Source organism: Massilia alkalitolerans DSM 17462 (assembly GCF_000427785.1).
GTDB lineage: Bacteria > Pseudomonadota > Gammaproteobacteria > Burkholderiales > Burkholderiaceae_D > Telluria > Telluria alkalitolerans.
The window spans coordinates 1-15499 of record NZ_ATYR01000008.1 but is presented as its reverse complement, the minus strand read 5'-3'; the positions used below and the strand labels follow the sequence as shown (position 1 = coordinate 15499).

Genomic DNA, 15499 nt, shown 5'->3' with positions numbered 1-15499 from the left:
TCAGCAAAAAAACCCGCGAGCAGCGGGGCTCGCGGGGGAAACGGCGGTCCAGTACGGCCCGCCCAGGAGGGGTTGGATCAGAACGCCGTGCGCAGCGACAAGGTGTAACTGCGGCCGGTCTCGTTGTTGTCCGAGATCGCGTTGCTGAACTGCGTGTAGCTCTGGCCGATCGCATTGTTGGCATTCACCACGCTCAGCGTCAGGTCGGTGTTGTAGCGGAACCCGAACATCCGTTTCAGGTTCGCGCCGACCGTGGCATCGATCTGGGTGCGTGCCACGGCGTAGCCGTAGGCGCCGCCCGGGATGTTGATCAGGCCGGTGTTGTTGTTGCTGACGTGTTCCGCCGTGTAGTTGCGCGAGACCCGGGCCGACAGGCCGTTACGCTCGTAATACAGGGTCAGGTTGCTGGTACGGGGCGGCACGCCGGCGATCGGCGGCGCATTCAGGGCGTCGTCCGTCTGCTTGGCGTAGGTGAAGTTGGCGGTGAAGCCGAAGCCCTTCACCGGCAGCATGTCGAGCGGCTGCTGCCAGGTCAGCTCGACGCCGCGCACCTTCAGCTTGGTATCGATATTGACTGGCGAAGAGAGTTCGACCAGGTGCTTGTCGCGCCCACCGCTGGCGAGCACGGCCGCTTCCTGAGCGGCGGTCAGGCCGATCGTCGTGCCCTCGCCGTACAGGGCGTCGAGCTGCGCCAGGGTATACATGACGCGGTCCGTGCCGGGACGGTTGGTGATGTCCTTGGCGAACAGTCCCACGGCCACATACGCTTCGCGGCTCATGTAGTACTCCAGGCCGATGTCGAGGTTCATGGCCTCGAAGGGCTGGAGCTTGGGATTGGTCAGGTTGCCCTGGCGTACGCTCTGGTCCAGCGTCAAGCGGGTTTGCCGCAGTTCGGTCGGGTTGGCGCGCGTCATGGACTTCGAGGTCGACAGGCGGGCGATCAGGTCCGGCTGGATGTTGTAGGCGGCAGTCAGCGAGGGCAGATAGTTGCGGTAGCTGGTGGATTCATATTGCCAGGCCAGGATGTCCTCGTAGCGGCCGCCATTGTCGTTGGCGCCGTTGGTCGGATTATTGCGCGAATCGGCCACGCGGTTGGTGGTGCCGATGGTCTGGTCCGTTTCGGCCACGCGCACGCCGAGGTTGTAGCGCAGGGTGCGGCCAAGCACCTTGGTACGGCCGTTGGTCTCCACGTAGCCGGCCTTGACCTTTTCGCGGATATAGCCGCCGCTGGTGCCGGCACCGTAGCCACGGTAGATGTTGTCGCGGAAGTACTGGTAATCCGTATCTTGCGCAAACTTGTTCCAGTCCAGGGTGACGAAACCATGGTCCGAGGGGCGCAGGTACTCGGGCACCTTGGCGTTCGGCACGGCCGAGCCCAGGTAGGCCAGCGGCGTGTTCTGGCCGGCCGTGGCCTTGGTCCCGTAGCCCGGGTAGGCGGTAGCGGCATCGAGCATCGGACCGGACGCATTGCGGCCATCGCAGCCTGGATTGCGCAGCTGGGTGTTGGGCGACCAGAAACGCACGTTGACGTTGTTGCCGCAAGCGACGTTCATCCATGCGTCGGCCAGCGAGAAGTCCTGGTAGCGGCGCTCGATGTCGTCCATCGTCGCACCGACCTTGATGTTGAAGTCGCTATCGCCCCAGGTCAGGTTCAGGCGCCCGCCCTGCGTGTTGTTGGTGCGTTCGAACAGACTCATGCGCAGGCCGGACAGGCCCGGACCGGCCTGGTACCAGCCGAAGTTGGCCGGATCGTTGACGTCCACATTGCCGGTGTAGGTCGGCGGCTGGCCCGGCACGGTGTTGTCGTACTCGATCACCGAGTTGGGCGAACGCGTCGCCAGCAACACGGACGGCATGTCGCGATAGAAGGTGCTGCGGGTCTTGTTCAGGTGGCCGTCGATGGTCCATTTTTCGGCCAGGCGGAACTCGAAGCCCGGGTTGATGCTGTAGAACTTCGTATTCTCCTTCATCGGGCGGTACTCCAGCCCCCAGAAGGTGTTGGCGAGGGTTGCCTTGGTGACGGTGCAGCCGTAGGTGCAATCGCTGCGGTCGAATTCCATGCCGATCGGGATCGGGACATTGGCGCGGGTGCCGACGTTCATGGCCTCTTGCACCATCTCGTTGCCTTTGCGGGCCACGATGGTGTCCATATAGAAGTCCAGGCGCTCGTTCGGCTGCCATTGCAGGCTGACCGTGCCGCCGACGCGGTTGCGCGAGCCTTCGTACAGCATGTGGCGCCCGAGACGGCCCATCAAGCCATTGTCGATCTGCTTGATCGAGGCGCCCGGATTCAGGGCCAGCAGCATCGCGCGGTCGATCGGACGGCCGGCGACCAGCACCGAGCGGGCGTACTCGGGCAAGGCGTCCAGGGCCAGGCCCGCCGGCACCGTGTCCGGGGTGGCCTGGTGGCCGCCACCGGTATTGTTGGGATTGTCCGCCGCCGTGGCCTGGTTGGCCTTGAGCTGGAAGTTGCGCATCTCGACCACCTGGAAGGCGTCGGTCTTGTAATCGGTCTTGCCCCAGGCGACGCCGGCCAGCGCGCCGACGCGGCCCCAATTGCGGGTGTCCCAGGTGTTGCTGATCAGGCCGGAGCCGGTATGGCCTTTCTTGCCGTGCAGGTCGCGGTAATTGCCGGACACGGTGAAGGCCGAGCGCAGCCCGGACTTGTCGAACGGGCGCACGCTGCGCATGTCGACGGTGCCGGCGATGCCGCCTTCGATCACGCTGGCCTGCTGGCTCTTGTAGACGGTGGCGCGGCGGAACAGTTCGGACGGCAGGAAGTCCATGTCCACTTCGCGGTTGGCGCTGATGTTGCCGCCCCAGCTGCCGGCCGAGGCCGACGCCATCGGCGCGCCATTGAGCAGGACCCGCGTGAAGGCGGGGCCCATCCCGCGGATCGAGATGTTCAGGCCTTCGCCGTCGATGCTGGCGCGGGTCACCTGCACGCCGGGTACGCGCGCCAGCGCGTCGGCGATGTTCGGATCCGGGAACTTGCCCATGTCTTCCGAAGACACGGTGTCGGTCAGGCCGATGTTTTCCCGTTTTTCGGCGGCCGATTCGGCCAGGGAACTGCGAAAGCCGCTCACGACGACGACCGGAACGACAGGTTTGGCATCCTTGGCGGCGGTCGCGGCTGCCTCGGCCGGCCGGGCGCTCGGCGCGCCCGCTTCGCTGGACGTGGTTTGAGCGAAAGCGCTCGAGATCATTCCCGCCAGGACGGTGGTAATGAAGATCTTGCCGTTCACTCCCTGCAGGCGGTGCAGGGCAGCGCCTCGTTGGTATTTCTCCATGCTTTAGTCTCCAATATCAGGCGGATCGTGCCGCTGTGCGCTCGACTGGCGGCGCAAGGTTTTTATAGTGAATCGGATAGGCCGACCGTTTCGCGCACCGTGTCCTGGTATTGCCTCCGTCACCGGAGTCCGCACAGCCCGTCGAGTTCTGTTGTTAGCGCTATCATTTGCAATGTTGGACCGTTTACATTAACGAGTCAACAGGTTTTGTACATAAAAAGTTGGAATCTCGCGGCCGAATACTGCGGAGCTGGAGCCGGAAATAGGGTCAAGCGCTTGATTTTGTAGGAAAAACTTAGGATGTACGCGGCGTATTGACGCGTCTTCTCCGACGTAGAAGGATATGGCAGCGGAAAAATATTTCGTAAATCTGTTGTTAATTTAGCTGTGCAATGTGTATCTTATGCCCATGTGGCAGCGTCAAAACATGGTTTTGCAGGAAGTGGCAGGGGTAGCGGCTTCCCTCCTGGGGCACTCGCTCCAGCAGCGCCGTCCGACAAAAAAGTTAGCGCTACCACCAAGGCGCAACATTGAGACAACTACTTTACCAAAAGCAAAATGAACAAAAAGCTCTACGGCGCCTGCGCCGCCCTGGTGGCCTCGTTCGCGTTGAACCAGCCGGCCCATGCCATCGGCAAGCCAAGCATCGTCAACTTCGAGTCTGCCCAGGCAGGCAGCGTTGCACTCGTCAAGGCAGGCGGTGCCGCGCCGATCTATGTCGACCCGGCGGATCATGCCGGCGTCCTTCGTGCAGCGGCCGACCTGCAAGCCGATATCGAGAAGGTCGGCAGCGTACGGCCGGTCCTGCACCGGTCCACGCTGCCGAGCGGCGCGGACGTGGTCATTCTCGGCACGCTGGGCAACAGCGCGCTGATCGACGGCCTGGTTGCCAGCGGCAAGCTGGACGTCTCGGGCATCAAGGGGAAGTGGGAGGGCTACCTGGTGCAGACCGTGCACCGTCCCATGCCCGGCGTCGAGCGCGCGCTGGTCGTGGCCGGGAGCGACAAGCGCGGCTCCATCTACGGTATCTATGAGATCTCCGAGCAGATCGGCGTCTCGCCCTGGCACTTCTGGGCGGACGTGCCCGTGACCAGGCGCGCGCAGGTGAACATCGCAGCGCCGCAGCGCATCGACGACGCACCCGTGGTCAAGTACCGCGGGATCTTCCTCAACGACGAGGCGCCGGCATTGACCGGTTGGGTCAAGGCGACCTACGGCGACTACAACAGCAAGTTCTACGCGAAGGTGTTCGAACTGATCCTGCGCTTGCGCGGCAACTACCTGTGGCCCGCCATGTGGAACAACGCCTTCTATGACGACGACAAGGCCAACGGCAAACTGGCCGACGACTATGGCATCGTGATGGGCACCTCGCACCACGAGCCGATGATGCGTGCGCACCAGGAGTGGGGCCGCTACGGCAAGGGGCCGTGGGACTACAGCCGCAATGCCGACACGCTGGCCAGGTTCTGGACCGAGGGCGTACGTCATACCAAAGGCTTCGAGAAGGTCGTCACGCTCGGCATGCGCGGCGATGGCGACGAACCGATGTCGGAAGAATCGAACGTCTCGCTGCTGGAAAAGATCGTCCGCGACCAGCGCGACATCATCGCCCGCGAGCTCGATCGCGACGTGACCAGGGTGCCGCAGTTGTGGGCGCTGTACAAGGAAGTGCAGGATTACTACGAGAAGGGCATGCGCGTGCCGGACGACGTGACCCTGCTGTGGTGCGACGACAACTGGGGCAATATCCGCCGCCTGCCGACCGCGGCCGAGCGCAAGCGTCCGGGTGGCGCCGGCGTGTACTACCACTTCGATTACGTGGGCGGGCCGCGCTCGTACAAGTGGCTGAACGTGACGCCGATCCCCAAGATCTGGGAGCAGATGCACCTGGCCTGGAAGTACCAGGCGGACCGCCTGTGGATCGTCAACGTCGGCGACCTGAAACCGATGGAAGTGCCGATCGAATTCTTCCTGACCTACGCCTGGAACCCGGCCAGGTGGCCGGCCGAGCGCCTGCCCGAGTACCTGACACTCTGGGCCGAGCGCGAGTTCGGCACGGAACACGCGACCGATATCGCCGACATCGTCGCCAAGTACACCAAGTACAACGGCCGCAGGAAGCCCGAACAGCTCGAGCCGAACACGTACAGCCTGCTGAACTACAACGAAGCCGAACGCGTGGTCGCCGAGTACCAGGCCATCGCCGCGCGTGCCGAGCAGATTTACGCCCAGCTCCCCGAGGCCAAGCGCGACGCCTTCTTCCAGCTGGTGCTGCACCCGGCCAGGGCAGGGGCCATCGTCAACGAGCTGTATGCCGCCTCCGCACGCAACCGCCTGTACGCGGCGCAGGGAAGGGCTTCCGCCAACGACCTGGCCGCGCGGGTGCGGGAGCTGTTCCGTGCCGATGCAGAGCTGACTCGCCAGTATCACGAGGACCTGGCGGGCGGAAAGTGGAAGCACATGATGTCGCAGGTACACCTCGGCTACACCTTCTGGAACCAGCCGCCACGTAACGTGATGCCGCCGGTGAGCGAGATCCAGACCACGAAAGAAGCCGAGATGGGCGTGGCTGCCGAAGGCGCCGAGCATGCCTGGCCGCGCTGGGGCCAGCCGGTGCTGACGCTGCCCGCGGTGAACCCGTTCGACCGGCAGCCGCGCTTCATCGAGGTGTTCAATCGCGGCGAGACACCGTTCTCTTACCAGGTCAGCGCCGACCAGCCATGGGTGACGATCAGCCACCCGAGCGGCACGGTGACGCGCGACCAGCGGGTCCTGATCGGCGTGCGCTGGGACGAGGTTCCGCTTGGCGTCGACGCGGCGACGCTCACGGTTCACGGTCCGCAAGGCGCGAAGGCGCGGGTCAAGCTGCCGCTGTCGACACTGCGTTCGGCAGAGAAGGGCGCGTTCGTGGAGACCGGTGGGGTGGTATCGATCGAAGCGGCCAGGCACGCACGTGCGGTGGCGCCGAAAGGCCGCCAGTGGCTGCTGGTGCCGGATCACGGCCGCACCGGCTCGGGGATGACGACCTTGCCTGTGGATGCGCCCGCCGTCTTGACAGGGAGGGACGGCATGCGCCTCGAGTACCGCATGCAGGTCGTCACCACCGGCAAGGTGACAGTGCAGACGATCCTGGCGCCGACGCTCAAGTTCCAGCCGGGGCAGGGCTTCCGCTTCGCCGTATCGATCGACGATGAGAAGCCGCAGATCGTCAACGTGCATGCCGACGGCTCCGAGCGGCATTGGTCGAAAATCGTCAGCGACGGCGCGGCAAGCTTCACCACGACGCACACGATCGACAAGCCGGGCGTCAGGACGCTCAAGGTATGGGCCATCGATCCGGGCCTGGTCGTGCAGAAGATGGTGGTCGACCTGGGCGGGCTGAAGCCGAGCTATCTGGGGCCGCCGGAGAGTCCACGCCTGCCCTGAGCCTGAAAATCGAACCAAGCTATTTACACTGGAGCTGACATGACCGTTTCCGCATCAAGCGCCCCTGTCGTGACCGACATGCGCGTCGTCCCCGTCGCCGGCCAGGACAGCATGCTGCTGAACCTGAGCGGCGCGCACGGGCCCTGGTTCACCCGCAACATCGTCATCCTGACCGACAGTGCCGGCAATACCGGCCTGGGCGAAGTGCCCGGCGGCGAGCGCATCCGCCAGACCATCGACGACGCGCGCAGCCTGGTCATCGGCAAGACGCTGGGCGACTACAACGCGGTGCTCAACAGCATGCGGACTGCGTTCGCCGACCGCGACGCGGGCGGGCGCGGCCTGCAGACCTTCGACCTGCGCACCACCATCCATGCCGTCACCGCCGTGGAGTCGGCCTTGCTCGATTTGCTGGGCCAATTCATGAATTTACCGGTCGCCGCGTTGCTCGGCGACGGCCAGCAGCGCGACGCGGTGGAGATGCTGGGCTACCTGTTCTTCATCGGCGACCGCAAGAAGACGGACCTGGGCTATCGCAGCGAACCGGGCGAAAGCGATGCCTGGCTGCGCCTGCGCAACGAAGCGGCCTTGAGCCCGGAGGGGATCGTACGCCTGGCCGAAGCGGCGCGCGAGCGCTATGGCTTCAACGACTTCAAGCTGAAGGGCGGGGTACTGCGCGGCGACGAGGAGATGGAAGCGGTGATTGCCTTGCACGAGCGCTTTCCCGAGGCCCGCGTGACGCTGGATCCGAACGGCGGCTGGCTGCTCGACGACGCCATTCGCCTGTGCCGCGACAAGCAGGGCATCCTGGCCTATGCCGAGGACCCTTGCGGCGCCGAGAACGGTTTCTCCGGCCGCGAGGTGATGGCCGAGTTCCGCCGCGCCACCGGATTGCCGACCGCCACCAATATGGTCGCCACCGACTGGCGCCAGATGGCGCACGCGATCCAGCTGCAGTCGGTCGACATTCCGCTGGCCGACCCGCATTTCTGGACCATGCAGGGCTCGGTGCGGGTGGCCCAGCTGTGCGAGATGTTCGGGCTGGCCTGGGGCTCGCATTCGAACAACCACTTCGACATCTCGCTGGCGATGTTCACCCACGTCGGCGCGGCGGCGCCGGGCAGGGTGACCGCGATCGACACCCACTGGATCTGGCAGGACGGGCAGCGCCTGACCAGGGAGCCCTTGAAGATCGAAGGCGGGAAGGTGGCAGTGCCTGCGAAGCCCGGACTGGGCATCGAGCTCGACCCGGCCGAGCTGGAGAAGGCGCACCAGGCCTACCAGAACCTGGGACTGGGAGCACGCGACGATGCGGTGGCGATGCAGTTCCTCATATCGGGCTGGAAGTTCGACAACAAGCGGCCTTGCCTGGTTCGCTGAACGGGGCAGCGCCGGATCTGGCGATTGCCGCCGGCAGAACAGGGATCGGATGAGCGTCGTCCATTCGAACTGAATGGACGACGGCTTTCATCGAAAAATGTAACTAACCCACGAGTGCGCTCGGCGCGCAACGATAGCTCGACGTTAACAACTCCGGCCAAACCAACACTGCAGCACCAAGGCATCCAGGAAGGGCGGAGGCACAAGCGCTTACGATCTGGAAGAAGGGCGCCTCATGGCTGACATCGTGCCGAGTTCGGAGATTTGCTAACATGCAGGATTAACACATCGGAAAGCATCCCGCCGCATCAGCATGATTCCATTGACTTTCAACGACATCGACGTAGGCGCGCGCCTGGCCGAAGCCCTGGCGCGCCAGGCAAGCTCCCTGCGCGGCATGCCGATCACCTATGGCGACCTGCTCACGCTGGCGCGTTCCCTGCATCCGAAGGACGAGGTGCTCGGCCGCGCGGTCGTGGTGGGCATCGGCCCCAAGCTGCTGTTCGTGGAAGGCTTCTGCGCTGCGCATGGCTACCCGAACCTGGCCTGCCTCGCGGTAAACCGGGAGAGCTTGCGGCCGGCGGCCAACTACAAGGGCGACTGGGAAGCCGACAAGCGCGCTGTCGCGGGCTTCGACTGGCGTGAAGCCGAGGCGAAGCTGGCCGCCTACGTCGAGGCGATGCGCGCCCAGGTGCCGCCACGCTTCAAGCCGCGCAAGGAACGGCCGGCCGACGTGGCCTGGTACGCCTATTTCTGTTCGCACCGTGAAGCCTGCGAAAAGCTCACGTCGGACGACAAACAGGAGATCATCAACCAGATGATGGCGGGGCTGGATCCGGAGACCGCGCTGGGGCGTGTGCTCGCTGCGAAGCAGGAGTTTGGCAGCGCGCCGCCGCCCTGATTCATTGAGCGGCAGCGAGCCGCTACGAGGCTGACTGCCGCGGCGCCGAACCGGTGCGCGGTTCCTGCTGGGCCGGCGCGGGGCGCACCGCTGTCGGCAGCCCGCCCTGGCGCAGGATCGGCTGCACCTGCGCCGCCGCGCGCGTACCGGGCGTGCGCCGTCCAACCGCGAAGTCGCTGGGACGGTTCAGGCCCGTGGCCACCACCGTGACCCGCATGGCGTCGCCCAGGCTGTCGTCGAATACCGCGCCGAATTTGATGATGGCCTCGTCGCTGGTCTGCGCGCAGATCGTGTTCATCACCAGCTTGGTTTCGCGCAGTCGCAGGGTTTCCTCGGAGGCGGCGATGTTGACCAGGACCCCGCGCGCGGCGCGCAGGTTGGAGCCGTCGAGCAGCGGGCAGGCGATCGCTTCTTCGGCCGCCTTGACGGCGCGGTCCTCGCCGCTATGCTGGGCCGAGCCCATCATCGCCATGCCGGTCTGGCGCATCACCGTGCGCACGTCCTCGAAATCGACATTGACCATGCCGGGCACGGTGATGATTTCGGCGATCCCGGTGACTGCCTTGCTCAATACCTCGTCGGCGGCGGCGAATGCGCTTTTCTGGGTGATGTCGTCGCCCAGGACTTCTTCGAGACGGCTGTTGAGGACGATGACCAGCGAGTCCACGCAGCGCGCCAGGGTGGCGATGCCTTCTTCGGCCACGCGCATGCGCCGCGGTCCTTCGAAGTCGAAGGGTTTGGACACCACGCCGACCGTGAGGATGCCGAGTTCGCGCGCCACTTCGGCGACCACCGGCGCGGCGCCGGTGCCGGTGCCCCCGCCCATGCCGGCAGTGAGGAAGACCATGTCGGCGCCCTTGAGGGCCTCGGCGATGACGGCGCGCTCGCGCACCGCGCTTTCGCGTCCGACGATCGGGTCGCTGCCGGCGCCGAGGCCACCCTCGCCGAGCTGGATCCGTTTTTCGACCCTGGTGTTGGACAGCGCCTGCGCGTCGGTGTTGGCGCAGATGAATTCGAAAGAGGCCAGGCCGGACGAGGCCATGTGGCTGACGGCGTTGCCGCCGGCGCCGCCCACGCCGATCACCTTGATGACCGTGTCAGGTTGGGGAAAATTTGATTCGGACAAGAAACACTCCGTATGAAAAGATAAAGCCGGCATGCCGCGCCATGCGCCGCGGCCCGTGCCGTCGACTGCAGAGCCCATAAGACTACTGGCAAAGGGCGCGCACGCGAAAGTTCGAAAACGTTTCAAACGCAAGCATTTGTAATAACACGTGCAAGCCGAAAGGAAGCATGGCTGACGTATGCACGTCAGCCCTGTATCCAGGAGAAAGAGTCAGTTCCTGGTAGAAATCAAATTATCCCGGGCGAAGCGGTTTGCGGCCTCAGGCGTCCCGCCCCAGTCCCAGGTCGGTACTGATCTGTTCGCGCAGCACGAACTTCTGGATCTTGCCGGTGACTGTCATCGGGAAGGCCTCCATGAAGCGCACGTAGCGGGGAATCTTGTAGTGGGCGATCTGGCCGCGGCAGAAGGCCTGGATGTCCTCGGCGCTGGCCTCCATGCCGGGGCGCACGATGATGCAGGCGCACAGTTCCTCGCCGTACTTCGCGTCGGGCACGCCGATGCACTGGACGTCCTGGACTTTCGGATGGCGGTACAGGAACTCCTCGATCTCGCGCGGGTAGATGTTCTCGCCGCCGCGGATCACCATGTCCTTGCAGCGCCCGACGATCGAGGCGAAGCCGTGCTCGTCGATCACCGCCAGGTCGCCGGTATGCAGCCAGCGCGCGCTATCGATGGTAGCCCGGGTCTTCTCTTCGTCGTCCCAGTAGCCGAGCATGACGGAATAGCCGCGCGTCAGCAGCTCACCCTTTACGCCGCGCGGGACGATCGCGCCGTTCGCGTCCACCACCTTGCACTCGATGTGCGGATGGACGCGGCCGATGGTGGTCATGCGCAGCGTCACCGGGTCGTCCACCGAACTCTGGAACGAGACCGGCGAGGTCTCGGTCATGCCGTAGGCGATCGTGATCTCCGCCATGTGCATGGTCTGCATGACCCGGTTCATCACCTCGGCCGGGCAGGGCGAGCCGGCCATGATCCCGGTGCGCAGCGTCGACAGGTCGTAGCGCGCGAAGCCGGGGTGTTCGAGCAGGGCGATGAACATGGTGGGCACGCCGTGCAGGCCGGTGCAGCGCTCGGCCTGCACGGTCTCCAGCACGGCTTCCGGCTCGAAGCCGGCGCTCGGGAAGACCATGGTGGCGCCGTGCGTCACGCAGGCCATGTTCCCGAGCACCATGCCGAAGCAGTGGTACAGCGGCACCGGGATGCACAGGCGGTCCGCGCACGTCAGACGCATCGCCTCGCCGACGAAGAAACCGTTGTTCAGGATGTTGTGGTGGCTCAGCGTCGCACCTTTGGGTGCGCCGGTGGTGCCCGAGGTGAACTGGATGTTCACCGGATCGTCGAACTGCACCGCGTCCGCCACCTGGCGCAGGCGCGCCAGCGCCGCGGCGCCGGGCGGGGCCAGCAGCATGTCGAAGTTCAGCATCCCGGCGCTGGGCTCGGGGCCGAGGCGGATCACGTGGCGCAGGTGGGGCAGGCCCTCATCGCGCAGCGTCGTGACGCCGTGGGCCAGCGCGGGCACGACCTCGCGCACCATCGCGAGGTAGTCGCTGGTCTTGAAGCCGGGGGCCAGGATCAGGGCGCTGCACTGGACCTTGTCCAGCGCGTAGGCAAGTTCGGCGCGGCGGTAGGCCGGGTTGATGTTGACCATGACCAGCCCGGCGCGCGCGGTAGCGAACTGTACCAGCACCCATTCCGCGCAATTCGGCGCCCAGATGCCGACCCGCTGGCCCGGCGCCAGCCCCAGCGCCAGCAGGTTGGCGGCCACGCGCGAGACGCGCTCGTCGAATTCGGCGTAGGTCCAGCGGATGTCCTGGAAGGGCACGATCAGCGCCTCGCGCTCGCCATGGCGGGCTGCGATGTCCGCCAGGTGGGCGCCGATCGATGCGCCGATCAAGGGAGTATTGCTGGGCCCATGAACATAGCTCCATTGCTGCTGCATAGTTGTCTCCTGATTGTAGGTGCTTGTTCGCGCTAGGGTAGCCGCCATTGCGCGCGCTGACTGTTCACGCAACAACAATTGCCATAAAGATCGCCATTTCAGATAGACGGCCGGTCTCAGCGGAAGGCGGAGGCACGCACGGCAGCCAGGTCGCGGATCTCGATGCTGCCATAGCGCGCCTCGACGATGCCGTCCTGTTCGAGGTGGCGCAGGGCGCGGTTGACGATCCCGCGCGAGACCCCGGCCAGGAAGGAAAGCTCTTCCTGCGAGAGCTGGAGCGTCATGGTGGTGCCGGGATACAGCACCGGATTGAACAGTTCGGCCAGGCACAGGGCCACGTGGCGCTCCGGCGCATACGAGCGCAGGTGCTCGCAGCGGATCACGAACTGCGCCAGGCGGGTATTCAGCTGGCCGATCAGGTAGTGGTTGAACGCGATGCTGTCGGCCAGCAGCCAGTGGAAGGTAGCGGCGGGCACCTGGGCCACCCGGGATTCGCGCAGCGCCACCACGTCGTAGGGGCGGCGTTCGTGCTTGAACACCGAGCCCTCGCCGAACCAGCCGCCGCGCGGGATGCCGATCAGGGTGGTCGGCTTGCCGTCGGGGCCCACGTTGGACACCTTGACCAGGCCTTCGACCACGCCATACCAGTAGTCGGAGCGCTGGCCGTTCCTGCAGATGGCTTCGCCGGGGCCGGCGCCCGTCTCGGACGCGTCCCGGAGCACCCGGTCCAGTTGTTCCGGGGTCAGCAGCTGCCCCCAGGCGGACGATGCGATGAAATTCCTGACTGCTTCAGTTGCCATGGCGATTGCCAGCCTTGCTACGCAAACAAAGCAATATTTTATCGTCCTTGTCCGTCCGTCGGCGTCGCGCGCGGACGCGCCGCGCGTGGCAGCGTCGCCGGGCGGCTGGCCGGGTTATCATCGGTCGACAGCGCGCGGTCCGGCACGTTCAGGGGAGGATGCGATGAACATCGATGCACAGCGTTTTTGCGTCAGCGGCGCGCACAAGCTGCGCCTGGACGCCGTGCCCACCGAGGTGGACCCGGTGTACCGGTCGAAGCAGCACTACCGCGAGATGCTCGCCAGGCATGTTGCCAGGCTAAGCGCCCGGCAGCAGGTCTTGTTCGCGTCGAACAGCCACGCGATCCTGCTGATTTTCCAGGCCATGGATGCGGCGGGAAAGGACGGCGCCATCAGGCACGTGATGTCGGGCGTGAACCCCCAGGGCTGCCAGGTGCACAGCTACCAGCATCCGGCCCCACGGGAACTGCAGCACGATTTCCTCTGGCGTACCACCGTCGACCTGCCGGAGCGCGGGCACATCGGCATCTTCAACCGCTCCTATTACGAGGAGGTGCTGATCGCCCGCGTGCATCCGGAGATCCTGCGCAGCGAAGGCGTGCCGGCGGCGACCGGCGAGGAGACCATCTGGCGCGAGCGCTACCGCTCGATCCGCAACCTGGAGCGGCACCTGGGTGCCAACGGCACGCGGATCATCAAGGTCTTCCTGCACATCTCGCAGGAAGAACAGCGCAGGCGCCTGCTCAAGCGGATCGACGATCCGAGAAAGAACTGGAAATTCAGCCTGGCGGACGTCCAGGAGCGCGCATTCTGGCCGGCCTACATGGCGGCCTATGAGGAATGCATCAACCGGACCAGCACCGCTGCCGCGCCCTGGTACGTGGTGCCCGCCGACGACAAGAAGAACGCCAGGCTGATCGTGTCCAGGATCGTCCTCGATGCGCTGCGTGAACTCAAGCTGCGCTATCCGAGGGCGGACGCCCACCAGCGCGAGGCATTGCAGGCGATCCGCCGGCGCCTGCGCCTGCGCGCCTGAGGGCACGCCAGGCGCGTGTCCTGGTCGCATTGCCACAAGTAATTGTCAAACGTATACTGGACACCGTAGCGGCGTTTCGCTCGTCTTTCAATCAGGTGTCCCGTGAGCTTGTTTCAGCATATTGTCTTGATGATCCTCCTGGTGCTGGCCGCCGGCTTCCTTTCGCTGACGGAGATCGCCTTTGCCGGCGCGCGCAAGATCAAGCTCAAGCTGCTGGCCGAGGCCGGGGACGAGCGCGCCCTGCAGGTGATGGCGCTGCAGATGCACTCGGCGGAGTTCTTCGCCGCTTCCCAGATCGGCCTGAACGCGATCGCGATCCTGGGCGGCATCCTGGGCGAGGGCGCACTGCGGCCCTTCTTCATCGACTGGGTCTCGACCGTCTACGTCGGTCCGGCCCTCGACAACATCGGCTTCGCCTTGTCCTTCCTGTTCGTCACCTGCCTGTTCATCCTGTTCGCGGACCTGATGCCCAAGCGCCTGGCGATGATCGCGCCCGAGCGCATCGCGATCGCCGTGATCAAGCCGGTCCAGTGGTACATCCGGATCTGCAAACCCTTTGCGTGGGCGCTCAACCTGGTCGCCAACCTGATCTTCCGGATCTTCAAGATCGATACCGCGCGTGAAGACAGCATCACCTTCGACGAGATCTCCGCCGCGGTGGAAGCGGGCGCCCAGGCCGGCGTGCTGCAGAAGCAGGAGCAGCATTTCATCGAGAACGTGTTCGAGCTGGAGTCGCGCTCGGTGGCCTCGGCCATGACGAACCGCGACAGCGTGGTGTATTTCACCCTGACCGAGAACGAAACGAGCATCCGCCAGAAGGTCGCCGGGCATTCGAAATTCCCGGTCTGCGACGGCACCATCGACCGGGTGATCGGCTACGTGGATACGCGCGACATCCTGGTGCGGCTGCTGAACAAGCAGTCGGTGTTCCAGCTGAACGAGTCGAGCGTGCGCACCGTCCTGATCATTCCGGACACGCTGACCCTGTCCGAGCTGCTCGACAAGTTCCGCGCCACGAAGGAAACCTTCGCCGTGGTGATCAACGAATACGCCCTGGTCATGGGCGTGATCACGCTGAGCGACATCATGCTGACCGTGATGGGAAGCTGGGGCAGTCCGCTGGACCAGGACGACCAGATCATGCAGCGCGAGGACGGCTCATGGCTGATCGACGGCAGCACCCCGGTCGGCGACGTCAAGCGCACCGTCGGTCTGGAAAGCCTGCCGGACGAGGAAGCCTACGAGACCGCGGCCGGCTTCATGATGTACATGCTGCGCAAGGTCCCCAAGCGGACCGACAGCGTCGAGTACATGGGGGTCAAGTTCGAGGTGCTGGACGTGGACCACTACCGGATCGACCAGCTCCTGGTGAGGATCCTGCCGCCGCCGCACGGCGAGCCGGGGTCGGGCAACTAGCCCAGTTCCTCCACCAGCTGCGGCACGACCTCGAACAGGTCGCCCACCAGGCCGTAGTCGGCCACCGAGAAGATCGGCGCTTCCGGATCCTTGTTGATGGCGACGATGGTCTTCGAGTCCTTCATGCCGGCCAGGTGCTGGATCGCGCCCGAGATGCCGACCGCGATGTACAGGGTCGG

Annotated in this window: 10 protein-coding genes; 5 read left to right on the top strand and 5 right to left on the bottom strand. The window is 65.1% G+C overall.

Features of this window, described 5'->3' with window-relative positions; all coding sequences use genetic code 11:
- Window positions 1–77 precede the first annotated feature (77 nt).
- Window positions 78–3290 carry a TonB-dependent receptor gene (locus tag YWC_RS29015; RefSeq protein ID WP_051306373.1) on the bottom strand — a complete coding sequence of 1071 codons (3213 nt, stop codon included), beginning with the start codon at window positions 3288–3290 and terminating at the stop codon, window positions 78–80.
- A 558-nt stretch (window positions 3291–3848) separates the two neighbouring features.
- On the opposite strand from YWC_RS29015, the gene YWC_RS0110185 reads away from it, so the two are divergent.
- From YWC_RS0110185 to YWC_RS0110175, 3 genes are all read left to right on the top strand, one after another.
- Window positions 3849–6719 carry a glycosyl hydrolase 115 family protein gene (locus YWC_RS0110185; RefSeq protein ID WP_027865266.1) on the top strand — a complete coding sequence of 957 codons (2871 nt, stop codon included), beginning with the start codon at window positions 3849–3851 and terminating at the stop codon, window positions 6717–6719.
- 39 nt (window positions 6720–6758) lie between these two features.
- Window positions 6759–8099: a glucarate dehydratase gene (gene gudD / locus YWC_RS0110180; RefSeq protein ID WP_027865265.1), complete on the top strand. Its 1341-nt coding sequence runs from the start codon at window positions 6759–6761 to the stop codon at window positions 8097–8099.
- A 313-nt stretch (window positions 8100–8412) separates the two neighbouring features.
- A complete protein-coding gene (locus YWC_RS0110175; protein ID WP_036213999.1) occupies window positions 8413–9000 on the top strand; it encodes a hypothetical protein in 588 nt (195 codons plus the stop codon).
- Window positions 9001–9022: 22 nt separating this feature from the next.
- Here YWC_RS0110175 and ftsZ read toward each other — a convergent pair whose 3' ends face one another.
- The 3 genes from ftsZ to YWC_RS0110160 form a co-directional block, all read right to left on the bottom strand.
- A complete protein-coding gene (gene ftsZ / locus YWC_RS29010; protein ID WP_371846220.1) occupies window positions 9023–10126 on the bottom strand; it encodes a cell division protein FtsZ in 1104 nt (367 codons plus the stop codon).
- Window positions 10127–10385: 259 nt separating this feature from the next.
- The gene (locus YWC_RS0110165) at window positions 10386–12068 is read right to left on the bottom strand and encodes an AMP-binding protein (RefSeq protein ID WP_027865263.1); all 1683 of its coding nucleotides are present in this window, start codon (window positions 12066–12068) and stop codon (window positions 10386–10388) included.
- Between the two features lie 116 nt (window positions 12069–12184).
- Window positions 12185–12868, bottom strand: coding sequence for a Crp/Fnr family transcriptional regulator (locus YWC_RS0110160; protein ID WP_027865262.1), 684 nt, complete (start codon window positions 12866–12868; stop codon window positions 12185–12187).
- 163 nt (window positions 12869–13031) lie between these two features.
- Between YWC_RS0110160 and YWC_RS0110155 the strand changes: the two genes are divergently transcribed.
- Window positions 13032–13904 (top strand): ADP-polyphosphate phosphotransferase, encoded by an 873-nt coding sequence (locus YWC_RS0110155; protein ID WP_027865261.1) that lies wholly within the window; start codon window positions 13032–13034, stop codon window positions 13902–13904.
- A 102-nt stretch (window positions 13905–14006) separates the two neighbouring features.
- Window positions 14007–15320 (top strand): polyamine export protein PaeA, encoded by a 1314-nt coding sequence (paeA, locus tag YWC_RS0110150; RefSeq protein WP_027865260.1) that lies wholly within the window; start codon window positions 14007–14009, stop codon window positions 15318–15320.
- On the opposite strand, the gene YWC_RS29005 is transcribed toward paeA, so the two are convergent.
- Window positions 15317–15499 (bottom strand): electron transfer flavoprotein subunit alpha/FixB family protein (locus YWC_RS29005; RefSeq protein WP_036213996.1); only part of this gene is annotated, 183 nt, incomplete at its 5' end. The genes paeA and YWC_RS29005 overlap by 4 nt on opposite strands.

What these genes read in the sequence shown, in the direction of transcription:
- YWC_RS29015 (WP_051306373.1), bottom strand. Translation starts at nt 3,290, where the DNA reads ATGGAGAAATACCAACGAGGCGCTGCCCTGCACCGCCTGCAGGGAGTG.
- YWC_RS0110185 (WP_027865266.1), top strand. Translation starts at nt 3,849, where the DNA reads ATGAACAAAAAGCTCTACGGCGCCTGCGCCGCCCTGGTGGCCTCGTTC.
- gudD (WP_027865265.1), top strand. Translation starts at nt 6,759, where the DNA reads ATGACCGTTTCCGCATCAAGCGCCCCTGTCGTGACCGACATGCGCGTC.
- YWC_RS0110175 (WP_036213999.1), top strand. Translation starts at nt 8,413, where the DNA reads ATGATTCCATTGACTTTCAACGACATCGACGTAGGCGCGCGCCTGGCC.
- YWC_RS0110165 (WP_027865263.1), bottom strand. Translation starts at nt 12,068, where the DNA reads ATGCAGCAGCAATGGAGCTATGTTCATGGGCCCAGCAATACTCCCTTG.
- YWC_RS0110160 (WP_027865262.1), bottom strand. Translation starts at nt 12,868, where the DNA reads ATGGCAACTGAAGCAGTCAGGAATTTCATCGCATCGTCCGCCTGGGGG.
- YWC_RS0110155 (WP_027865261.1), top strand. Translation starts at nt 13,032, where the DNA reads ATGAACATCGATGCACAGCGTTTTTGCGTCAGCGGCGCGCACAAGCTG.